This window comes from Bacillus sp. EB106-04-02-XG92 (assembly GCF_058791995.1).
The window spans coordinates 23,108-46,366 of the sequence record NZ_JBYTEA010000013.1; the positions used below are offsets into that span (position 1 = coordinate 23,108).

The window sequence follows — 23,259 nt, forward strand, 5'->3', positions numbered from 1 at the left end:
CTTCTACACTTACCCTTACTATATCTCCTGCTTTATATGTCTGTTTTTCTACTTCTACTTTCTTTAGGTTAGGAGGCAATTGATCTGCTTTTTTATCATTTTCAACCTTAAAATGAACATTAAAGTCTTGTCCATCCAAATAAATTTTAGAGTGATCAGCATTGTCATACAATGTAATCGATGCTATCTTATATTCTCCTGGATTCGCATACGGATTTAATTGAATGTCTGCAATCCATTTATTACTTTCGTTATCATAACTAATCCTAGCTGTACTTTCTTCACCAGTGGCTCCTCTTACTATTACAAATCCTCCCATAACACCTGACACATCATCTTCCGCTTCTACACTTACCCTTACTATATCTCCTGCTTTATATGTCTGTTTTTCTACTTCTACTTTCTTTAGGTTAGGAGGCAGTTGATCTGTGGGATTTGTTGTTGTTCCACCATTATTTTCTTCTGTTTTCTCTTTCACATTAATTGCATTATATAAAAATTGCGCATATTGCTCACGTGTTACAACGTTCTTTGGCTCAAACATATTGTTTCCTGTACCACTTGCAATTTTATTTTCTTGTAATGCACTGATAGCATTCGTAGCCCAATAGTTTTTTTCCACATCTTTAAATGTAGTAGTTGCTGTTGCTTTTAAATTAAAAGCTTTTGTTAACACAGCAGCTAACTGTTCACGTGTTAAGATATTATCAGGTCCAAATTTTTCATCACCATAGCCACTCATAATACCAACTTTAGTAAGATATAAAATTTCTTTTTCAAACATATGCCCTTTGACATCAGTAAACGGGTTTTTAATATTAGGGCCATCTGCAGGTTTCAAGTAGGCATAAATCATTCTAGCTACTTGACCACGAGTTATATTATCACCAAAACCAAAAATACCATTTCCATAACCTGCAATAATATTTTTATTTGCTAAATCTGTAATAGCATTAAAAGACCAATGGCCTTGTGGAACATCATTAAACCTTTTACCTTCTGCCTGCGCATCTATCATTGGCGTTAATGCTGTCGCCAACATAATACCGCCTGCTAATACCTTCTGTTTAAGTTTCATAAATTATCTCCTTCATTCAAATTAAGTTTATATGATTTTTTACCCTCAATATAATACTTGAGTACATTTAAATCCTTCATCTAAACTAACGTTTTAGACTTCTTAAAGAAATTATTCATAAAACCATATCTTCATATATTAATTCTACAAATTAAAACGTGCAATATATTCCTTTTATCTTATTTAGAAGTTTTGAAACACAATAAATTCTAAATAAGATATATCCACTAATATCCTATTCGAATTATTTATTACATTGGGAGAAAATTAAAAAACAGGCAATTGCATGTATAAAACAATTACCTGTTTTTAAGATTATTCTTCCATATTTATGTGGTAAAATCTTATTAACCACTGCCTCGTCATTATCTAAAACGTATTGTATGGCCCTATCAATCTGTTTGAATCTGATATTACTAACATGTCCTATATTCCTGATTTCAGAAAACAGACTAATCTCACCTTGCTGTTAGTCTACTTCATTTCCACGCTTTCCTAGTCCCATTGTTATTCCTCACTTTCTCTCAAAAGGTTAATTTTGTTTAATTTTTGCTTAATTTTCACCAATAACTATCTAAAAATTTTAAAATCGATATATAATGAATTTAATTTAAATTAGGAGTGGTTAAAATGCCTGATACAATAAGACTTGCTCTTTTCATCTTTATAGCAATTAGTGCTGTTTTCTCTTTAATAAAAGAGTTTAAAAAACCTGAGAAAAAAGCACTTTGGATTTCAATAGAATTTTTAGTTCTTTTCTGGGCGACATGGGTAATTACAAATATCATAATCTAATTTGTAGAGTATTAGTTCTTCTGAATAAAACTCAATATTCCGTCAATACTGTAGACAACCCATTTCTTAACCATATTCCATGATTGGAGCAGTTAGCTTTTGCTAACTGCTCTTTTATTTGTAAAAGGCACTTATTTAACTGGGCAACCATATAATATTCTACGTTCCTTTCTATATAAAATAGTCGTTACAAAAAGGAATCTCGTCACGAGAGCACTTTATTTAGTGCTCTTTTTTACTTATGCTTACCAGAAAGCATTTTTGTTTTAAATAATAGCTTCAAACTACTTGGTCATATTTACCAATTTATTTCCCGCTAAAACCATGTTAAAATCACCTGTGAGTACGACATAACTCAGTCTTATGAAGCTCTGTAACATTTTCTGCAGGGCTTCTTTTTTTCAACAAGCCGTTAGTTAAGTATGCTGAGTACTTTGATTTATAAAATCACTTTTTGTTCACTTTTTTGATACATTTATGAAACATTCATGTGTTATCTTCAGTACGTTCTTTTCTTTTTATAATGTCGTGTGAGATATACCATGACTTGGAGCCCTAGACCCCTAATCCTAGGGCTTCTTCATTTAAATAAGGATTTTGTTTAAATTCACCTTAATTTACATCATTATTTCCTGATATTTTAATTGTGTTATAAGTTAGAAGGAATGCTAAAGCATGAAAAAATATAATTAAAATCACAAAATGGGCAACAATTAAAAAGAATAAAAAAATAGGTAATTGTTTGTAATAACAATTACCTATTTTCACAACTATTCTCTACTATATATTTTGTAATATCTTATTAACCTCTTCTACACTTAATTCAGCAGCTTCTGCAACTTTCTCTATAGGTAACCCTACTTTAATCATATTTTGAATTAGTTGTATTATGGCTTCTTTTGCACCTTTTTCTTTTGCCGTTTCTATTTCTGATACTCTATCTTTTATTGCTTTTTCTCTAGCCTCATATAACCGTAAAAAGTCCTTATCGCTACTTAAACGCTCCCAATCCTCTATTGCTTTTTTCAAAACTGGATCTTTTTCCATTGCTATCGCCTCCAGGATTGTTGTTAATCTCTCATCCTCATGCGCAGGAAATAATAATAACCAACGCGCTAAAGAATCTTCCCATGGATTCATTCGTTCTCCTTGCCATTCTTGAATTACTTTTGGAATTTCAAGAAAATGCAACTGCATATTTTCAGTAATAATGCGCTTCGATTTCTTGTTCATCACTGTATTAACATTATGAAACTCTTGCTCTTCTGGAAACAGAATGAAATCTACTATATTAATACAAATGGTTGGTCTTAATTCCGTGTACTTCATCCCTTGAGTCATTTGGGAATAATACATGCCTGACCAATAGAACAAAGAACGCTCTATCATATCTTTTTTGTCTCGAACTTGAATCTCTATATTAATTTTTATACCACTATTTAACGTAGCTCGCAAATCTAAAATAGACAATTTATCATCCTTCTGCTCTCTTGGAAGGTGCGGATCATCTAAGTGCAAAGATTTAATTTCTTCATCAATAGATGATTGTAGTACTGCGTTAAGAAACCCAATTAATATATCTTCATTTCCTTCTACTCCAAACAAACGCTTAAAAGCATAATCAACTCGTAAATTTACTAGATTCTTTTTTACATAGACACTCATGTTCTTCCTCTACCTTTCTCGTTTTAAAATTGTATTTAAGCACATAAAAAAAGATAGAATTACAATTCTATCTTTTTCTCCTCTATTCACATCACCAAGTATGGCTTCTAGTTACTTGATATATAAAATAACCTCTTCACACATATTTGTCGCATTTGCAATTTTCATGATAGAACCCCCCTCATTATAAAATCGCTGAATGAGTTCCATTCTTTCTTGTTCCCTAGTTTTTTTCTACGTCCATTAATTGTTGCATAATATCCATATCCTTAATACACACCTTTCTTTTATATATAATCCCCTAGCTAAAATGATACGATTTATTATATTGTGCGGAAAACAGGCTTGAAAGAAGCTTGCATTGCATCATCGAGACCTTTCCCTTGTGCTGGGTTCCATGCAGCAATAATTACGTTATAACCCTCTTTCTTTAGCTTTGTCGCAAAGTCTATAAGAGCTTTTCGTACTTTTTCATTCTCTACTAAATCGGCATCAAACGCTAAATAAACATTTTCTACCATCATATCCTTTAATACAGGCATAACAATTCGCCAAGCATTTACACCAGGAATTGCAAGAACCGTTGTTCCTACTTCAGAAAGTTCCACTTTATTAAATCTCTCTGGAATCAAATCAGCAATCAGATCTGCTTTTATAGCCCCCTCTGTTATCATCACTGATTTAGTTTGATGAAGTGTACCAGAATTCCAATGTTTCAAATGAAAACTCGGTACCGCTACATGCACAGGCAGTGGATTTTCACTACCTCCTGCACCAGTTCCTTGATTTTTGTTTGCTGATGAGATCCATAAATATTTTTGCCCTTTATGAATCTTTACAACAATTCGTTCCTCTTGAGATGGAATTTCTACCTTTTTGCTCACTTCTAGTTCACCTTCAAAGATACAATCATCATTTTTAGTTATCTTTACAACATTAGGCTGTTCGATTAATTCCGCTTGAACTCCAGTAGGTGCCGTTTTCACATGAACGGAGTTTTTCACTTCATCCACACGAACCTGCCACCCAACAATTTGATTGTATTGGTTTCGAAAAGGAATTAATATACCAGGAGATCCTGACATCAAACGAAGAGAAAGTCGACCTTTTTTCATCTCATAAAAACCCGGAATTCCCTGCCAGCAATGTTTATTCCCAATCTGTTTAAATAGCTTTTCCCAAACTGTCGTATATGTATTATCCTCTTCTAACTCAATTTGTTGTTTTAAGAAAGAGCGATATTGACGTACTTGTATTTGTTCCTCGCTCATTTCTCTATCTCTTATTAAATGTGCATGATGATGCTTTTGCAATGGTATGAAATCCATTAACTTACGATTAAACACATTTAATTCCTCATTGCTTTTCTTATCATGGATCTGAACTTCATTCACCTCAGGCAATTGATACTTATCTTTTCCATTTATGTAGTGAATGTAGCTTGGATTGCCCGTGTTTTTTCCATAGATCCATTTACTTTCTACACGTGTACACGCTACTTTCTCTTGCGAAACATGCAGCATGCAATTTCCTGTATCATGACAAATTGGACACGGAACACGATAAAACTCCCACCAACTACCTCTTGGATAAGCACTTGTTAAACGGAACTGTCCTTTTTGAATGTTATAATGCATAATCCCCCACTCCTTATATATTGTTTATTATGTATAGAACAACTACCTCCATTAAACTCCTTATACTTCTATTTAGATGCTTTCTTCGTTCTACTAACAGATATACAAAAGAATATATATCACAAACTAAATAATTGTTTTTATGTTATTGTTCTAGCAAATCGGATGCTATCTATACTTCAAATGCTCTAGCAAATATCTCGTGATTTGTAGACCAATATTTTTTGATTTTCTTTTTATCTAATTTGATTGTTGTATCAAAGTATAGATACCTCAAAACTAGTATTCATTTTATATCTCCCTAAATAATAATTTTTGCCTAATGTAATAATGGATTTTACCAGTCAAACAGACTTTAAAACAACACAAAAAGGGCTTCTTCAAGTCGATTAAAAATGTGCACAGCTAATTAAATAAGCTTTATATACACTAATCGGCTCAAAGAAGCCCTTTCAGAATTAAAACAAGACATAACTTGCTTCTACAACTCAACCACAACGCATAAGGTGTGGGAATAAACGGAATCAAATAAACAATAAATATAGTTCCATATTAATAAATTCATACAAAAATTTCAACAACTTTATGTTTCCTTCATCCACTCCTTTCCACTTTTCAGTGAATATTTTTGTACTACCATATGTTTCTACCGTTTCAAATTACAATCCTAGATCTTGCTCTCTTATAACAGCTCGTGCATATCCCACCAATCCCATTAATTGTCCCTCTGATACTATCTAAAATTTATCATTTATATATATGCTATTTTAGGCTGAATTTTAGACAGACAAAAAGAACTTTTCTCTTTCGTTGGGTTCATTTGTTTAAATATGATAATCTATTAATTTGACTATTACATATTATCGTTTCTTTCATATACTGTATTAGATTGCTAGAAAGGAGGCGTAACCATGGATAGTTGCGTTGTGTTTGTAAACGGACAACCTTTTTTAGTTCTTTCAGTCGCTGGTATCGAAATTGCTAGATTAGAGATTTCTCTCCAAGTAGCATTAGCTTTAAGAGTGCTCGGAATACCAATCTGCGATTAATTAACGTACCGCTAAAGAAGAGGGCATTAGCTCTCTTTTTTTATTTTCCCCTTATCTTTCCTTTCTTAACAATAAACAAGCCGCCACCCAAATCACGGCAGCGCCTACAATAATTGCTATACACTTAATCAAAATCATTTATCCTCAAATTATTTATTTCTTTGCTTCCATACCCCATTCTCTTTACGATAAGTATTCTTTCCATTCATGAAGTCAGCTGTATTACCAGGAATGCTATATTTTTTATTCTTTTTCTTAGCCTTCTTCTTCAGCCTTTTCTCTTCTTGAATAGTTTGCAAATCCGCCTTCCATTGTTTCAACAAATCCTTTTCACGTCGCATCGAATTTGTACCCCTCGGATTAAAATGTGAACCAAATTACTAGATTCTACCTATTTATATAGATATCCTTTAATCCAAATGTTCATTTTGTTCAAATTTACGTTTATTTATCACCAATTTATGGTTATCCTTCTAAATAGACCAACAACATAATAAAATTCTTTATATACCCTTAGGAGATCTATCATGTTCAACTTTCGTGCAATACTACTCATCTTAGGATTCATTTTGTTTTTATATGGATTCATCGCTCTAGCGTTATTCTTTACAGTGTAATAGCTATAAAAAAAATATGCCCATCTTATTCAATGTAAAAAGAGCATCCACGTCAGTAGATGCTAAAATTTGTTAAGGAAAATTTCCCAATGAGCATTGAATAGGATATAAGCGGTTAGCTTGTCCTACACTATACTATATGATTTTTATATTAAAATGTTTCATCAAAATGACACCTTATACAGATGTCATTTCATAAACACAGGAGTTTCACTAAAACGCTACAATACGCTACGAGATATTGTTTAGTTCCATATCATTTCTATGCGCCCTAATATTTAATGTGTAATTTCTATACAACAAAGAAAAAGGCATCCATTTTGGATGCTTAATGTATACTAATATTAATATTAAATAACTTCATTGATAGACTTTCTAGAACAATAAATATACTAGCTGAAACTGATCTATATCCGATATTCTTTCCTGTAACATTAATAGTAATCTCCTCTAAATAGGTTTTCACATCGTCTTTTTCAAAAATTTTATCTTCAACCTTTTCGACTATTGCTACATTCTCCACTTCTTTAAAAGTTTTCAGTAATTTTGCTTCTAATAAATTAAAATCAAAATTTTCATCTTTCACCACATCAAATTTAATTTTCATTTTTCTTTCCCCATTTTTAACTAGTTAATATGTAAACATCGATATAATTATATATATTTGTATTAAATAATTCAAAAAATATGTTTTATCGACTTACTCATAGTTAACCCATCTAATAGAGAGAAATAAAATGGTAATTAATATATAATTAAACTATCCAAATATTAGGTGGTGATGCAAATGACGGAAACAATCCGAATTGCTCTTTTCACTCTCATAGGAATAAGTGCCATATTTTCTGTAATCAAAGAATTTCAAAAACCAGAAAAAAGAAAGTTTTGGATTACATTCGAAACTTTAATTCTGATCGGGGCAGCCTGGATGTTAATAGGACTTCTTATGTAACCTGTATAATTAGTACCCTCCCTTGAATAAAACCCAATATTCCGTCAATAATGTATATGACATTAGCTTTTTTCCTTGTTCCCCCTTGGAGAACTGAGCAGTTAGCATTTGCTAGCTGTTCTTTTTTGATTCATCGTCACATTATGATGAAATAGTCATATATTATCTCGAAGCAAAAAACCCTAATTTATTTTTTAACATCTCACTTTTCCCTTAAAGAGCACTTTTTAAAGGTGCTCTTTTTAGGTTCACCTGAATAAAACTTAATATTTTGTCAATAATATAGATAGGCGATGGCCATAACTCATTTAATGAAGTCCCTAACCTTTCTCCTTTCCCCCTTGGAGAACCAGCCGAGCAGTTAGTTTTTGTTAGCTGCTCTTTTATTTATGAAAAAAAAGTAAGGCAAGAGTTACTCTTTGCCTTTTTACATATATAGATAGTTTTGTTTAATTTTTTACCATTAACCAAAGAAAATATCTTATAATCGTTATATACTAAATTAATTAACTGATTAGGAGTAGATCAAATGCCAGTTACACTAGAACTTATTCTCGTCATTCTTCTAGCAATTAGTGCTGTTGGCTATTTAGTAAAAGAATTTCAAAAAACTAAGAAAAGAACAATTGGAATTTTACTAGAATTCTTGGTTCTTTTCTGGTCAATATGGAGAATATCGACTATCATAATTTGATTTGTAAAACATGAATTCCTTCGAATAAAAATTAATATTATGTCCATAATGTTGATAGGCTTGTATGCCAAAATCCATTTAGTTTTCTCTGTATCTCCTTGTATTGAGCAGTTAGTTTTTGCTAGCTGCTCTTTTACTTATGAAAAAAGATAAATTTTTTATAATGATTCTTCTTTATTTCTCAATATAAAGAGTCTTGGGTACTTAGAGTGTCACAAACCTTTTGGTTTTTAGTAGCACTCCTTATCCAACCTCACTTTCATCCCATGCCTAAAGGCGAGGGGCTTTATCGTTCGGGAAGGGCTGTAATCGTTGTGTAGGTAATAACTCCTAATCTCGCAATGGCAAACGTTTACTTTTAAGACTTCATACAGCTTGATTTTTATTTCATCTATATCAAATATTGATAACTGCCCTTTGATTTCAACCTGTTCAATCATTCTCCCATTCCTCTTTCAAATCAAATGACATTTTGTTAGTTCTACTACGCTAGTCATGTATAGACAACTATATATAAAGATGTTAAAATGTTATTGCGATGCTTATATAGTGTCATATACGACTTTTTCTTTGTTCATGGGGCTCTTACGTAGTAGTAAGAGCCATTTTTTATATAAATAGTTTATTAATATATTTATTGTAATATACAGTTGTAAAATTATTAGTTAAGTGCTAAAATTCCTTATATACTCCTTAGGGAGCTATCATGTAATTAACAAGAGTTTAAAAATTCTCGAATCTTAGCCCCTTAGAGCGCCCTCTAAGGGGCTGCAACTATTAAAATAATGTTTTATTTATGAGACATTCATGTGTTATCTTCAATACCTTTTATTCTTTTTTTATGTCGTGTGAGAGATATATACCAATCCTAGAAGCCCTAGCCCCCTTATCCTAGTTCTTCTCCATTTCAATAATAATTTTATACATTTTTATTCTTTTCAAAAACTATATATTAGTTATACTCAATATTAAAATTACATTATATTATTGTGTGAAATATCACGTGTTTCACATACAACATTTTTTGATGGCCCCTTATCTTTCCGTAAGAGGTCCTTTTTTCAAGTAAAGCTTTTGTTTAATTTATATTATAAAAATTTATTTTCATAAGAGCTTCCCTTATATGCTATACTCATTCATAAATAATTGTATAAGGAATGTTAAAAATGAATGTTAGATCGTCAAGACAATGGAAAATGCGACAAAAGTTAAAGGAACTGCAAACCAAAAACAGAAATGATACAAACCCATTGTTTAATGAGTGCCTTGAATCCCTAGGAAACGAAACTCTCATTTTTTCTCAGGAAAGAAGCCAACAGATTGCTACTACTTTAATAGATTTATTTCCTATAACGGTCTCTGGAAGAATAGATTGGGAACAGTTAGACAATCAATTAATAGCTTCAGACAAAGAACAACTAATTTCCCTTATTAGAGCAAATCAACTAGATTTTGATGGGCAGATTTTTATAATATGGGATAACTATAAAATCCCTGTAGTAAGTACAAACCTTGATAAAGTATTCCAATCACTAGTTGACGTTGATGCAGTCAGCTTTTATTACTGGTTATTAGATAAAGAATATAGATTCGTAATTGAAATAAACAATGAAGAATTGATTAGGGTTGGGTTTCGCTAATATCTCATTCTGCTGTTCTACAAAATAGAAATTTTGTTTTAACGAATTTCCCGAAAGAATTCTCCTTCCTCGAGCGTGTGAAGGGCGTAGCCCAACGGTAGGTAGGAGATGAATTTCGGTTTGGCGTAGCCAAACGGTTTTCCTTTTTATTTTGCCTCTGATATAATCAGTCTTATAAATGATAAAGGCTGGTATATAAATGAAATTAGATAGTAATAACCATTCAGTATTCTTGTTATATTATCACCTTGTGTTGGTCGTGAAATACAGAAGAAATGTGTTTGATGATGATATGTCAGACTATGCAAAAGATATGTTTGTTCGACTATCTGAAAACTATAACATCACATTAGTTGAATGGAATCATGATGTAGACCATGTTCATATTTTGTTCAAGGCACACCCTAATACAGAAATGACAAAATTCATCAATGCTTATAAAAGTGCAAGCTCTCGACTCATCAAGAGAGGCTTTCCACAAGTGAGAAAGAAACTATGGAAAGAGATGTTTTGGTCAAGAAGTTTTTGCTTATTAACTACTGGTGGTTCGCCAATAGAGCTAGTAAAGAAATATATTGAAAATCAAGGTGAAAAGTGAGGTGAAATGATATGACAAAGCATAATAAAGCATATAAATTCCGTTTGTATCCAACAGAAGACCAAGCACATCTTATGCGTAAAACCTTCGGTTGTGTACGTTTCGTGTATAACAGAATGTTAGCTGAACGGAAAGAAGCGTATGAAAAACATAAAGATAATAAGGATCAACTAAAGAAACAAAAGCTTCCCACTCCCGCGAAATACAAAGCAGAATTTGAGTGGTTAAAAGAGGTTGATTCATTAGCTTTGGCAAATGCTCAACTAAACTTGCAAACTGCCTATAAAAATTTCTTTCGTGGCCAAAATGACTTCCCAACATTCAAAAGCAAAAAAGACAGAAAGTCTTATACAACGAATGTAGTGAACGGAAATATTATGTTGCTTAACGGTCATATCAAATTGCCAAAACTGAAAATGGTACGTATCAAACAGCATAGAGAAATACCACAAGGCCATATAATCAAGTCATGTACGATTTCTATGACACCTACTGGTAAATACTATGTGTCCATTTTGACTGAATACGAAAAAGAGATCGTACAAAAAGAAGTAGAAACAGTTGTTGGATTAGACTTTGCCATGGATCAATTATACGTCAGTTCTGAGGATGAGAGAGCCAATTATCCTAAGTTCTATCGTGAAATGTTAGACCGATTAGCAAAAGCTCAACGAGTATTATCAAGACGTACAAAAGGTTCAGGGCGTTGGAATAAACAATGTATCCGTGTAGCTAAACTGCATGAAAAAGTAGCAAACCAACGTAAGAACTTTCTTCATCATAAGTCTAAAGAGTTAGCTACTTATTTTGATGTTGTAGCTATTGAAGATCTAAATATGAAGGGAATGTCGCAAGCACTTCATTTTGGAAAAAGCGTCGCTGATAATGCTTGGGGTATGTTCACTGCTTTCTTAGCTTATAAACTAAATGAACAAGGCAAACAGCTTGTGAAAATAGACAAATGGTTTCCTTCCACAAAAACATGTAGCAGTTGTGGAAATGTGAAAAATATGTCATTGTCTGAGCGAGTCTATTCTTGTATATGCGGTGTAAATCTCGATAGAGATTATAACGCAGCTATCAATATTAAAAATGAAGCAATACGCCTATTAGCGTTAGCATAGATAGCAATAAAATAACCCTTGGAACAAGGGAGTTAGCTCGGCTGTCTTAGGACGAATTCGTTAGCTACCAAAAGTAACGACTAACCGAGAAGCCCCCACTTCAAACAGTCCGTTAGGACGTTAAGTGGCGGGTAGTTCACTCAAATACCACAATCAGATGTAAAAGTTACATAAAGATTGCTATGATTCAATCTTCCTACCCTAGGAACGTTATATAATGAATTTGCAAACATCAGGTTTGCATCTTTCTGTACGACATAACTCTTTGCTAGGAGCAAATCCTAGCCTTTTTTATTTAATCCCCGTTGATCCGAAGCCACAGCTTCCTCTTTTGTTCTCAGAAAGCTCGTCCACCTCAACAAAAATAGTTGGTTCCACTTGGCGCTATGATGCCTTGAGCGATACGAGTACCCTTTTCAATTACACTAGGTTGCATGTTTTCTACTTTAGGTATTTCGATGTTATCAACCAGTACTCCAACTTCTCCAAGGTATCCATTATTACCAGGCTTCGCATACTTTGACAGATCCACATCTTTTAAACGTTTAATTTCCACTCCCAATTTTATTTTCCTTTTCTCACTATTCAGTCCGACCAAGTGATATTTCAATTTACAAATCTCACTCTCTACTAGAGTTTACTTTGCACCTACACAGTAGTTTATATTTTCATTAATTACCTCTCCCTTCGCTTCGGTAATTAACTTAGAGGTTTCGAATACACCATTCGACATTGCCTATCATAATTTCAAAATCAGGAAATATAATTCCTTTAATATAAAATATTATGAATATTCAACTTGTTACTTTTTACATTATTAAGTATTATAAACACGAGGGGGTAATAGTAAATTTTTGGATGTTTATTCTATTTTTTTTCAATATATTAATGGAGGGGAAATATGTGTTCAAAAAGTGGAAAGTAGGTATGGTTGCTTCTCTCCTAGCATTTACGACGGTTACATCCGTTGTTTCTGCGGAAGAAAAACCTAAAGATCAACCAAAATGGGAACAATGGGTAAAGGAGCATGCAAATAAATTAAACAAGCCTAATGATCAGACAACTGAAGATTTATCCTTTTTAAAAGAAACAGTACAAGATAAACGTATTGTTCTTCTCGGTGAAAGTACACATGGTGCCAAAGAAATAAACCAATCTAAAGTACGAATCATTAAGTATTTGCATGAAGAAATGGGATATGATGTACTGGCATTTGAATCTGGATTTGCAGAAGCAAATGCTGTTAACCAAAAACTGGACCAATTAACTGCTACTCAAGCCATGAGACAATCTTTAGAAAACGTATGGCATACAAAAGAAATTGAGGAACTGTTTCATTATTTAAAAGAGCAAAAGGAAAAAGGGACTCCACTGATTTTAACTGGATTTGATACTCAAATTTGGTGGGAATCATCCTTCCCACAATTTGCAAAAGAATGGTTAAAGAAAATTAGTCCTGAAATTGCTAATGATGTTGAATTAGCTGATAAAGAATTGGTCGATATAGAACGGACATTTACCCCAAAAGATAATCAGTATCCGTATGAACAATATAAAAAGGAGATTCAGCCTGTAATAGACAAATACGAAAAGATCAAAACATTTATTCAAGAGCATAAAACTGAATTATTCGAGATCGCGCCAATTAATACATATGATGTAAATCTGTTAGAAAAAGCCATTAGTATACGAATTGATACGATTAAAACACATCAAGACGCTAAGGTAAAAGAAAAAAACTTCTTATTCTCATCGAACCCAAAAGCGTCTGAGTTCTCATTCTATATTCGAGATCAGAAAATGGGACAAACTTTAGCATGGTTAAGTGACATCCAATACAAAAACAAAAAAATCATCGTATGGGGACATAACTATCATATTCGGAAGCAAAATTCAAAGATGATACTCGATTTTACTGGTATACAAAAACATAATTTTGTAGCACCGAATATGATTGATTACATGCCTAAACGTATTAAAGATCAAATGTACATGGTCGGTGTGTACGCTCATAGTGGAAGCAGCTGGAATAGCGGTATTAGTGAAATAGTTCCTGTAGAAACTGATCACACCGAACAGAGTATTGAAAAAATATTAAGTGCTGCACAAAACTCACATATATTTGTCAATTTAAAAGGTGAAAGAAACCGTCCAGAAACCTCTTGGATGTTCTCTCCTACTAAGGGAAGATACTGGGGTATGAAGGAATTTGAAGAAATTATGAATCCGATTGAACAATATGATGGTATTCTATGGCTTGATCATATTACACCATCGCAAATGAAATAAATAACAGAAATTATATAAATATATAACAAAAAGAGTCCTGATTGATACGGACTCTTTTTTGAGTTTTTACAAAAGTAAACTTTTAAACACATAATTACATTTCTATTCTTTATTTTACCACCTGAACAGATACTGGTTTCCATCCCTGATTCTCTACCCAATCAATATTAACCTTATATTTTTTATTACTTTGCTTATCTCGCACATTACCGTAGGCTTTATTATTACCATTATTCCCAATAAAATCGAAAGTCAATTGGCCCTCTGGAACATCCACAGCATAAGAAATTGCTTTTTTCATCTCACTCCAATCTACTGTTCCTTCTTTAAATTTCATTTCAGGTTTTGCTCCTTGCACTGTACCAATTGGCTTCCAAGAAGAATTAGTTTGAGAACCCTTTTCTTGAGATGCCATTTTTTCTTCCTCTTTATTTTCATTTTCGTTTTCGTTCGTTTTTACCGTTTTTTCTACTTTTAGTTTCCCTTCTAACTGTGCTGCTTCTTTATCTCCACTTTTCTTCTCTTCTATCTGTGCTGCTTCTTTATCTCCACTTTTCTTCTCTTCTATCTGTGCTGCTTCTTTATCTTCATTTTTCTTCTCTTCTATCTGTGCTGCTTCTTTATCTTCATTTTTCTTCTCTTCTATCTGTGCTGCTTCTTTATCTTCATTTTTCTTCTCTTCTATCTTTATTGTTTCTTTATCTTCATTTTTCTTCTCTTCTATCTTTACTGTTTCTTTATCTTTATTTTTCTTCTCTTCTATCTTTGTTGCTTTCTTTTCTTGAGCAATTGCTTTCTTTGATGTATCAGAAGGGGTAAACAACTGGTATGTCACTATACCAACTGTCACTAATATCCAAGTAAATGCAATATTAAAAATCACCTTTTGACGACGATTCTTTTGTTTTTCTTGAAACCTGCTTACTTGTCCCATTCTTTAAACCTCCGTGTTTATTGTTTCCTCTACTCTTTATGCATTATTCCTATAATTCTTAATATTTTTATTAAATAATAGAAATGAACTACACTTTCCATACAGGATTTCATATCATAATAAAATTTGTTTTTTTCAAGCATCTGATGTATGTTACTCAAAATAATTTAATACATTAAAAATTGATAAGCTTCAGCACTTTAGAAACCTTCAATTTTATTCAAAGGTGATTCTAATTACGTCCATATTAGCTCTTTTGTAGAAAGCTTTTTAACAATTAAGCCTCTTCTTCCCTTATTTATAATTTTTAAATTAAATTTCCCTCTATGGTATAATAAAGATGTTTCGTTTTCTAATGGGGTATGTCGTAAAATCAAAAGGGATTTTATCTCTTTTACCTTCTTTTCAGAGTAACTTTCACCACTAGGAAATTCTATTACTCCTAATGTAATCTTTAATTTGCTCTCATCAAAAAGCCACTCCTTATTAAGTTCCCTTATCTTTTGTATAAAACTTCTTTTGGTTTTTCCTATATAGAGCAATGTTTCATTCTTAGCATCTACTCTAGAGATTGTAAATATCCCCTTCTTAGAAGCTTCTTCTCTATTATACAAATCATTTATACTATACAATCCATACCATTTAATATGTACTGTTTCTATGAATCTCACCTCATTTTTAGACAATATTATAATTTCTGAATGTTCAAATTATTGTGGGTACATAGTCTTGATTACTTGAATTATAAATTGCGCTTTTCAATAATACATTTTATTATTACTAATTTCAATATATAGTTTAATTACTAATCTATATAAAAAACAAAGTGATGTCGTACCTAATATTTTATTTTTTCACGATATTAAACTATCGTGAAAAAAGATAGAGCGTTATGGAATAAAATATAATGTGTATGTACATTTCTTTTAAAAGAAATTTTGTAGTTTGCAACTGAATTACAAAAAATATAGATTTTTGAAAACTAAATTGTTAAAAAGGACTACATAGTTTAGTAGCCCTTTTTAAGTCCAGAAATCTGTATGATTGATGTTTTTACCTGTTAACCTCCGTAATGCATTAATAAGTTTGTTTGAATTTTTAAATGAATAAAAAATATATCTTACAAATAATGTAACAACTATTTAAGTGCAGCCTATGTTTTAGGACTTCTGATCAGTATTTTTGTTAGTGGTATTATCATTTTTCTATTTCAAGATATGATCCTCATATTAAATGGGATTGTAGCAGGAGCAATGGGAGGATTAATGGCATAATGATTGGTATTATGATATCTCAATCCAAATTGTATATCATTGTAATGCTATTAATAAGATTGTTTACAGCCACTTTGGTTACCATGAGTCGATGAATTCGTAGTCAACATGTAAGAATCTACTTCTTTATTTTTAGGTGTCTTCACTACTACCATTCTCTTGTTAATCGTATTACTCAATTACCACTGTGCATCAGCTTGATACAATTATATTAGATGAGGTCCAATACATATTATTAAATTTAAGATGGTTCAAGTCGGAGGAAGGACACTTAATGAGTGTCTTTTCTTTATTACACAATACCCAATTATACTTTCTTTTTTATAAACCTTATGCAATTATACATATTCACAAAAATTACACCAAATAAATATTACATATAGTAAAATAAAAATGTGAATACATTCTATAAAACAGATTCTTTTGATAGGCGCAACATACCAATTATTATAGAAGGTGTGGCGTCACTCTAATACTGATCTCAAAACTCTTGTATTTTGTAAACTAACAATCTGGTGTATATAGACGATTCTGTTTTATAGGATGTGTTTATAGGTATAACAAAGGGATAATACGGATAAGTTTATACTAATTGAACGTGGTTCAAGTCGGAGGAAGGCACCTTAGGGTGTCTTTTTTTTATAAAAATCTAATTCACTTTTTCCTTGTATAATTGCTCATATTACTTATAACTTATATGCATTTTTATAAAAAATATTGAGGGTACCTCAAATGGTAAATACAAAGACCCCATTTTAAAAAATATTGAATAAAATAGAGTCTCTTGTTAGAAATCTGAATTTAATTTTTATACACAACCTATTCTTCAAACCAAAATAAAACTTCAATTGGTACTTTTAAAACCTTTGCTATATCATAAGTAAGTTTGAATGAAGGATTATATTTTCCATTTTCAAGATTGCCAATTGTTTCCCTTCTAACACCCACCTCTTTGGCTAAATCTTCTTGAGACATATTTAACCTAATTCTATATTCTTTCATTCTAGTCTTAAGTGGCATCTTGCATTCCTTTCTTTTCTCTGCGCTCAAATATTTCTAAATTAATTATAAATGTACCTACAGGTATGCAAACTGAAATTATAACGAATAACCGAATTATATGTAAATTTTCTAATATAAAAACACTTAAGAGTAGTATACTGCCTAGTACTAGTGCTACGAAAAAAGCTCTTGTAGCAGCGATCCGAACATGCAGCATAAAAAGTTCATCTGGTACTACTTTTGCATATGTGAAGAAGAAAAAGAAACCGAAAAAATAATATGCCCATGAAATATCACCTAAAAATGTAAACAGACCTAAAAAACCAAAAAAACCAAGAAATCCTAAATATGCCAATTTATTTTTCATATAAACCTCCTATGTGATATATTTCGCTCTTAACGTTATAAATATATCACATAGACATGATAATAAAAAGGAACGAAAATAGTACAACTGTTTTATAAACGTCATGAATTCCTCTAAAAGTTACACCAATATTCCTTAACATAGTAGGATAATGGTTTGGGTTCAATACATATTATTGAAATTGAGATAGTTCAAGTCCGAGAAAGGCACCACAGAGTGTTTTTTTATGGAAAGTATTTAAAAGAAACAGACTATTGAATCCAACCTTCATACTTAGCAATATATGTCCCACCATCAGCATGTGTCCATTTGATTTCTTTTAAATACCAATATACTGTCCCGCCACAGGCTTTTTCAGTAAAAGTATTAGCAAAAACCTTGTTAGAATTTTTCACTTCTCTTACATACTTACCGTTTTCTTTTGGATAGCATCCTGCTAATTGTTTTACAGAACTTGGTGTATTAGATCCATTTTCTGTACTCGCTGACGCAGCCCCCATTCCTCCTGTTAATGCAATACCAGTTGCTAATACTCCAACTACTAATTTCTTGAACATAATAACTCCCCCTTAATATTTTTTATAACTTGCATCTTAAATGTATCACTTTTGCTATTTTGTAAATATTTTGAATTTATATAAATATTTATTTAAATTTTATCAATATTGGTAATATACTTTATCAAATGTTAAATGGAGGGATTTATAATGATATGTAATAATGCATGTTCATTCAACAAAAAATCATGATAAGATTTAACTACCTGTTCTATTTTTTTCAATTAAAATGGAAACCTTACTTCTTATTTACCCAAACGAGATAAAGACACCATATGGTGTCTTTATCTCGTTTGGGTAAACTCTTTTCTCACACTATCTCTACAAAAACAGCAAAAAAAAAGTAAAGCGCCTAAGTAGACCTTTCAATAGAATTTTATTCCTCTGTAACATTATAAAATTAGTACCTCACTTAAGAAGTTTTAAAGGACAAACTTGTTAAAGACGTTCCAACACCTAAGTCTTCATTTAATGTAATTGAGAAACAAACTACTAATGGTAATATAATAGTAATTGAGCCATCAGGATTAATTACTATACTTGGACTAGATCCGCATCCCACCACCAGGAGTAATCGTAACTTTAAGACACACATCGATACAAATATCATTTACAGTCAATGCCATTACTTATTTCCATCCCTAAAGCAATTTATACTAAAATATGTAGTAAAAAGGGCTAATGACACAGGAAATTCAAAAAAAGGTTCCTTAATTTACCTTTTCTTTCTTTTCAAAAGGACCTGCTCAATTCATTCTTAAATACATAAGGTAAATTGAACCCATTAAATTACATGAAATGACCCTAGTTTTCCCCTCCTATCTAAAGGAGGAAATATTGTTATGGGATATGGTGGTAGTTGCGGCGAAGGCTGCGGTTTTGCTGGAGGATTTGCTTTATTAGTTGTGTTGTTTATTTTGTTGATCATTATTGGCTGCAGTTGCTTCTGCTAAAAAACTATTAAGAAAGACACTCTTATAAGAGTGTCTTTCTTAATAGTTTTTTTTAAAGATTTTATATTGACCTCGTATTTATTCCCATAAGTTCTACACGATGGGCTTTCTTCCTTTGCCATATAAATTGCTCGTAAATAGTCAATATAGTCCTCTTTCCATTCTTATTAATATTTTTATCCATGGCGTAACCTTCATTCTATAACTTTGTCCGATTATAGATTAACCTGACTGATGTGTTTAAATTTATTATTTCCATAAAATTATCACTATAAAATTCACATTAAATTATTTAAAGTTCATAGACTAAAGAGTACAATATAAATTGGGTGGAAACCCAGATATATTTGTGATGTAAGAAAAGTCTTATGTAAATCGGGAGAGGCACTTCAAAATGAGTGCCTTTTTCTGTGTTTGTACAAAGAAAGCTACAATAGGAGACACAATAAATCAATAAAAAGTAGGCTAAGTTGAATATTATTGGGGGGATTTAGTGGTGAATTGTAAAATTATTGAAAAGATTGATACAGATATAAAAAAGGTATGGAAAGAAGATTTAAAAATTGATTATGCTAACTACTTTCTTCTAAAAGAGGATTCATTAAAAAATGCTTTTTACTTTCATTTAAGAAACAGACTAGGAGAAGACTTTCTAAACAAAAATAATTTACGCATATTTACAGAGTACTTGATTAATGGCGAAAGAATTGACTTAGCTATTGTTAAAATTGACTTAGTAGCAGTTGAAGACTACCATTTAAGCGACTGTGTAACTAGAGTATTAGCAGCAATAGAAATGAAATATAAAAGTGCTTCTGTAAAAGACGATGTATTCTACAAGGATGTTAATAAAATACTTTCTTTTATTAACAGTTGGGGAAATGAAACTAAACATTATTTGGCTTTCATTCAAGAGAAGTATTTAAAAACAGAAGATGTTGTAAATTGGTTAGATGATGAACAATCCAGAAAAGTTACAGGAACAGTAACCGAGTTATATGCCTATTGGAACCAAGAGAATGATGAGACTGTTTGGAGTGTTGTAGATCATTAAATATATCAAGTCGGAGGAGGGTTACCTTTGAGTGTCCTTTTATAAAAAAAAAGAGCACATAGGGGTCACCTTACATGCTTATCAAGCTTATAATTTAAAGTATTCCCAAAACGAAGATTTTATCTCTTTATAGTTATCCGTGCGAATTAAGTTCATTTTTTTCGTTTTTGGGGAGAATACATTTCTTAACTAGAAGGCGATGGGGTAACGGCAGTATTTCGAGAAAAACCATACTAAGATTTATACAGTTTTTCGGTTAATCTAATAACAGACAAGAACCGTAAAAACACACCAAGATAGGAGTGTATAAAAAAGAACTGGAAAAATTGATTGAAAATAAGCGCTAGAACTTTATAGATTCTCAGAAACATTAACTCTCTACTTAGGAAATCATGTAAATACGCTATCTATTAAGCGTTTCAAACCTTTTGCCATACCTTTAAATGCCCATAACAATTTAAGGAAAACTTTGAAAATAGAATCCCATATGATTTCGCTAAAAATAAAATCTAAAGCTTTTCGTAAACTATCTTTAGGGGATTTACACATACGTTTAAACTTACTCCATCCTTGTTTCAACATAACTCCCCCTCCTTTCTGATTTAAATCAAACGTTATTTTATTCATTTTTTCTATATAATTTTCTAAATTAAAATAGTAATCCAATTAAAGTTAAAACAGGAATAATAGTTCCTGGAATTCCAAAACCATTTAACATATTAAGTCTCTTTTTTAGCCTGGATTTACTGTGAAAATACTATTTGAATGTTTAACAATAAATCCACGCCATGTAGGCTTCTAATACATTATAACAAAATTTCTCTATATTCTAAATATACAAAATTAATTTTGTTTTTAAAAATCATCAAATAAATTAAGTCCCTACTGCTAATAACGAGAATTATGTAAATGAACTATCCATATAGGCAGCTTATTATATTTTTCTTAGGGTGTCTTTTCTTTTAAAGTAAGGAATAAGTTTTTACAGTTATACATATAAAAAATAAATCACCTGATTTTACAATAAAAAAACGCTCAAATGAGCGTTTCCTCTTTATATCTAATAATTGCTTTTTCTTTGCTTGGAACTCTTCTTCGTTAAAACGACTAGTTATCTTCTGTAGCAAGCAACCTAGTAATTAATCCAATCATGCCAATACAAACAGCATATTAATAAGTTTCCCTACAATAACTGAACTACTTAGTTTTTCTTCTGTTTTTTATTTATCGTTTTCCTACAGAAGACTCCTTCCTCAAAAATGTGAAGGTGTGAAACACCAATTTTAGGTGGGAGATGAATGTCGGTTGGCATAAGCCAACATGTTTGCTATCATTTACTTGTACAGATTGCTCTTTGAAAACTGAAGATATGAGGTTGGTTGCAGAAAAACGTTGCAACCGTAAAATCTTCAACGTTCTTTCGCCCCATACTTGCCGAAGTTGCGAAAACCAAGCTAAAGTAGGTAGTGTGGTGAGTCAACGTACAAGATACTTATGTTTTCACCGTAGGGACTACGGGTAGAGCCTGCTAAGATAACCGGTGGATACACCGGTGTTCGCAGGAATCTCCCACTTCAAACAGTCCGTAAGGACGTTAAGTGGTGAGTAGTTCAACTTAAAGTAATCCATTCATAGCTTGCCCACTCTTTTGGTTTCTTATCGTACTTGATACGACCAGTCGTACAGAATGAAGCAATCATCCATTGTACACGGTTCATCTTTGCATACGGATCAATACAATCCTCTATTTTTTTCAATTGATAACCTGTACTATTTTTCTGCCAAATTGTATATAAACGAAGATGTGTTGTTGTAACAAGTCTAGCTTTTGTTGTAACTTGCCACTTTGAGATTTTTGTTAAATCTTCTTTTACTTTTCTTTCATACTCTTGTTTTACTACTTTATAACCCTTCTCCTTATTGATTAGTCCATTTGAGAATGCAAAAGGCATTTGATGCACCTCATAGACGGTTCCCTCTTCATCTCCTAAAATATTTGATTCTACCAGGAATATATTTTTTAATTTTAACTGTTCTGTTAATTCTTTTCCATTCCGATAAAATGATTTTTTTATCTTCTGTAGTAAGATAACCTGCACAATTAATCCAATTAATAAAGGATATGCTAATACCAATAACATATTAATAAACATGTTTAGAATGAGAACTCCTATAAGCACAAATATTGTAAAGTAAATATATTTTTCTCTTTGATGAATGATTTTACTGTTCAAGCCAAGATACCTCCGTTGTGATATATAGTAAACGCAACATACACCAGTGCTCCTAATAAAATAGAACAAGCACCTGGAAAGCTCTGTATCAGCTGTATATCTTTCCTAGGTAGTTTTGCACCAAACATAGAAGCAGCATGCTCTAATTGGTCTTTAATTGCTCCTATAAACCCCAAAATCTTAATTAATCGATACACACTAGCAATCCAAAAGAATAGTAAATGAAAAGCTGTTAGTGTAATTGCGGTAAACACAGCCGATTCTTCTACTACATTGCTAACATATAAAGCTACCACCACAAGCATTTTCGTATCACCAGGTGAAGAAAATTTAAATATCTCTAACAATAAACCACATGCTAAGGCCATGCCTAGTACAATCGCAATCTCTTTGCCTGTTCTTATTCCAGCAAAATACGTGATTCCTATCCCCAAAATTAAGAATAGGAGATGCCACACATTCCTCGTTTTTCTATATTTCAAATCAGTAAATACGTTTAGGATCATGTAACTTAGTAGTAACCCTATAATATACAAAAACACTCTCTTCTCTCCTTTTCTGAATCCAAATACAATATGTTTTCTAAAAAAGGGAACTACTTCTAGTAGTAGTCCCCTTATGCTTACTATTAAATTTATATTTAGTTCCAAGAATCTACATCTGCATTTTTTGATGCTTTTGTGAATCGAGCTAGAATTGTATCATAGCCACCTTGAATTGCTTTCCATACAAATGGCCCAATTACT

23 protein-coding genes and 3 pseudogenes are annotated in these 23,259 nt (G+C 31.8%); 10 read left to right on the top strand and 16 right to left on the bottom strand.

Translation table 11 applies throughout. From position 1 onward, the window contains the following. Window positions 1-1,078: S-layer homology domain-containing protein (locus AC3WVA_RS24050; RefSeq protein WP_492322216.1), on the bottom strand; the 1,078-nt coding region annotated here is incomplete at its 3' end. A gap of 630 nt (window positions 1,079-1,708) precedes the next feature. On the opposite strand from AC3WVA_RS24050, the gene AC3WVA_RS24055 reads away from it, so the two are divergent. Beyond that, window positions 1,709-1,873, top strand: coding sequence for a hypothetical protein (locus AC3WVA_RS24055; RefSeq protein WP_195757060.1), 165 nt, complete (start codon window positions 1,709-1,711; stop codon window positions 1,871-1,873). Window positions 1,874-2,653: 780 nt separating this feature from the next. On the opposite strand, the gene AC3WVA_RS24060 is transcribed toward AC3WVA_RS24055, so the two are convergent. The 3 genes and pseudogenes from AC3WVA_RS24060 to AC3WVA_RS24070 form a co-directional block, all read right to left on the bottom strand. After that, window positions 2,654-3,538, bottom strand: coding sequence for an Rpn family recombination-promoting nuclease/putative transposase (locus tag AC3WVA_RS24060; protein WP_098345998.1), 885 nt, complete (start codon window positions 3,536-3,538; stop codon window positions 2,654-2,656). A gap of 323 nt (window positions 3,539-3,861) precedes the next feature. Further along, the gene (locus tag AC3WVA_RS24065) at window positions 3,862-5,175 is read right to left on the bottom strand and encodes a DUF3854 domain-containing protein (protein WP_098521669.1); all 1,314 of its coding nucleotides are present in this window, start codon (window positions 5,173-5,175) and stop codon (window positions 3,862-3,864) included. 13 nt (window positions 5,176-5,188) lie between these two features. Next, window positions 5,189-5,443 (bottom strand): annotated as a pseudogene (locus AC3WVA_RS24070) (LPD1 domain-containing protein); the annotation flags it as partial. Between the two features lie 643 nt (window positions 5,444-6,086). On the opposite strand from AC3WVA_RS24070, the gene AC3WVA_RS24075 reads away from it, so the two are divergent. Continuing rightward, entirely contained in the window at window positions 6,087-6,224 is a 138-nt protein-coding gene (locus AC3WVA_RS24075) for a DUF3956 domain-containing protein (protein WP_000376554.1), read from the top strand. 149 nt (window positions 6,225-6,373) lie between these two features. Here AC3WVA_RS24075 and AC3WVA_RS24080 read toward each other — a convergent pair whose 3' ends face one another. Both AC3WVA_RS24080 and AC3WVA_RS24085 read right to left on the bottom strand, forming a co-directional pair. After that, on the bottom strand, window positions 6,374-6,565 hold the full coding sequence (locus AC3WVA_RS24080) for a hypothetical protein (RefSeq protein WP_048530157.1): 192 nt from the start codon (window positions 6,563-6,565) through the stop codon (window positions 6,374-6,376). Between the two features lie 604 nt (window positions 6,566-7,169). Beyond that, the gene (locus tag AC3WVA_RS24085; protein ID WP_098521670.1) at window positions 7,170-7,448 is read right to left on the bottom strand and encodes a hypothetical protein; all 279 of its coding nucleotides are present in this window, start codon (window positions 7,446-7,448) and stop codon (window positions 7,170-7,172) included. Window positions 7,449-7,628: 180 nt separating this feature from the next. Here AC3WVA_RS24085 and AC3WVA_RS24090 point away from each other — a divergent pair, with 180 nt between their 5' ends. From AC3WVA_RS24090 to AC3WVA_RS24110, 5 genes are all read left to right on the top strand, one after another. Then, window positions 7,629-7,793, top strand: a complete 165-nt coding sequence (locus tag AC3WVA_RS24090; protein WP_098521671.1) for a hypothetical protein — start codon at window positions 7,629-7,631, stop codon at window positions 7,791-7,793. A 529-nt stretch (window positions 7,794-8,322) separates the two neighbouring features. Continuing rightward, window positions 8,323-8,487 carry a hypothetical protein gene (locus tag AC3WVA_RS24095; protein ID WP_098521672.1) on the top strand — a complete coding sequence of 55 codons (165 nt, stop codon included), beginning with the start codon at window positions 8,323-8,325 and terminating at the stop codon, window positions 8,485-8,487. A gap of 1,166 nt (window positions 8,488-9,653) precedes the next feature. Next, window positions 9,654-10,127, top strand: a complete 474-nt coding sequence (locus AC3WVA_RS24100; protein WP_195757056.1) for a CDI toxin immunity protein — start codon at window positions 9,654-9,656, stop codon at window positions 10,125-10,127. Between the two features lie 199 nt (window positions 10,128-10,326). Beyond that, window positions 10,327-10,725: an IS200/IS605 family transposase gene (tnpA, locus tag AC3WVA_RS24105; protein WP_048528540.1), complete on the top strand. Its 399-nt coding sequence runs from the start codon at window positions 10,327-10,329 to the stop codon at window positions 10,723-10,725. Between the two features lie 11 nt (window positions 10,726-10,736). Further along, window positions 10,737-11,849 (top strand): RNA-guided endonuclease TnpB family protein, encoded by a 1,113-nt coding sequence (locus tag AC3WVA_RS24110; protein WP_429604502.1) that lies wholly within the window; start codon window positions 10,737-10,739, stop codon window positions 11,847-11,849. A gap of 291 nt (window positions 11,850-12,140) precedes the next feature. Here the strand turns inward: AC3WVA_RS24110 and AC3WVA_RS24115 are convergent. Further along, a pseudogene (locus AC3WVA_RS24115) lies at window positions 12,141-12,417 on the bottom strand (hypothetical protein). Window positions 12,418-12,752: 335 nt separating this feature from the next. Here AC3WVA_RS24115 and AC3WVA_RS24120 point away from each other — a divergent pair. Then, window positions 12,753-14,138 carry an erythromycin esterase family protein gene (locus AC3WVA_RS24120; RefSeq protein ID WP_429604501.1) on the top strand — a complete coding sequence of 462 codons (1,386 nt, stop codon included), beginning with the start codon at window positions 12,753-12,755 and terminating at the stop codon, window positions 14,136-14,138. 109 nt (window positions 14,139-14,247) lie between these two features. Here the strand turns inward: AC3WVA_RS24120 and AC3WVA_RS24125 are convergent, their stop codons facing one another. The 6 genes and pseudogenes from AC3WVA_RS24125 to AC3WVA_RS24150 form a co-directional block, all read right to left on the bottom strand. Next, a complete protein-coding gene (locus tag AC3WVA_RS24125) occupies window positions 14,248-15,072 on the bottom strand; it encodes a YrrS family protein (RefSeq protein ID WP_492322217.1) in 825 nt (274 codons plus the stop codon). Window positions 15,073-15,308: 236 nt separating this feature from the next. After that, the gene (locus tag AC3WVA_RS24130) at window positions 15,309-15,743 is read right to left on the bottom strand and encodes a sodium:proton symporter (protein WP_429604401.1); all 435 of its coding nucleotides are present in this window, start codon (window positions 15,741-15,743) and stop codon (window positions 15,309-15,311) included. Window positions 15,744-17,165: 1,422 nt separating this feature from the next. Continuing rightward, window positions 17,166-17,366: a helix-turn-helix transcriptional regulator gene (locus tag AC3WVA_RS24135; RefSeq protein WP_048530145.1), complete on the bottom strand. Its 201-nt coding sequence runs from the start codon at window positions 17,364-17,366 to the stop codon at window positions 17,166-17,168. After that, window positions 17,356-17,715, bottom strand: a complete 360-nt coding sequence (locus tag AC3WVA_RS24140) for a DUF3796 domain-containing protein (RefSeq protein WP_492322218.1) — start codon at window positions 17,713-17,715, stop codon at window positions 17,356-17,358. The genes AC3WVA_RS24135 and AC3WVA_RS24140 overlap by 11 nt, the downstream gene beginning before the upstream one ends. Before the next feature lie 251 nt (window positions 17,716-17,966). Beyond that, entirely contained in the window at window positions 17,967-18,272 is a 306-nt protein-coding gene (locus AC3WVA_RS24145) for an LCI fold-containing protein (protein ID WP_048530141.1), read from the bottom strand. 412 nt (window positions 18,273-18,684) lie between these two features. Continuing rightward, window positions 18,685-18,898, bottom strand: a pseudogene (locus AC3WVA_RS24150) (hypothetical protein). Window positions 18,899-19,114: 216 nt separating this feature from the next. Between AC3WVA_RS24150 and AC3WVA_RS24155 the strand changes: the two are divergent. Further along, window positions 19,115-19,225 (top strand): YjcZ family sporulation protein, encoded by a 111-nt coding sequence (locus AC3WVA_RS24155; RefSeq protein ID WP_000540371.1) that lies wholly within the window; start codon window positions 19,115-19,117, stop codon window positions 19,223-19,225. A 496-nt stretch (window positions 19,226-19,721) separates the two neighbouring features. Continuing rightward, the gene (locus AC3WVA_RS24160) at window positions 19,722-20,279 is read left to right on the top strand and encodes a hypothetical protein (RefSeq protein ID WP_492322219.1); all 558 of its coding nucleotides are present in this window, start codon (window positions 19,722-19,724) and stop codon (window positions 20,277-20,279) included. 390 nt (window positions 20,280-20,669) lie between these two features. On the opposite strand, the gene AC3WVA_RS24165 is transcribed toward AC3WVA_RS24160, so the two are convergent. The 3 genes from AC3WVA_RS24165 to AC3WVA_RS24175 form a co-directional block, all read right to left on the bottom strand. Further along, window positions 20,670-20,861, bottom strand: a complete 192-nt coding sequence (locus tag AC3WVA_RS24165) for a hypothetical protein (protein ID WP_098521678.1) — start codon at window positions 20,859-20,861, stop codon at window positions 20,670-20,672. 1,028 nt (window positions 20,862-21,889) lie between these two features. Next, window positions 21,890-22,513 (bottom strand): hypothetical protein, encoded by a 624-nt coding sequence (locus AC3WVA_RS24170; RefSeq protein ID WP_492322220.1) that lies wholly within the window; start codon window positions 22,511-22,513, stop codon window positions 21,890-21,892. Beyond that, window positions 22,510-23,055 carry a hypothetical protein gene (locus AC3WVA_RS24175; protein WP_097842124.1) on the bottom strand — a complete coding sequence of 182 codons (546 nt, stop codon included), beginning with the start codon at window positions 23,053-23,055 and terminating at the stop codon, window positions 22,510-22,512. Before AC3WVA_RS24175 ends, AC3WVA_RS24170 begins: the two co-directional genes overlap by 4 nt. Between the last annotated feature and the right edge of the window lie 204 nt (window positions 23,056-23,259).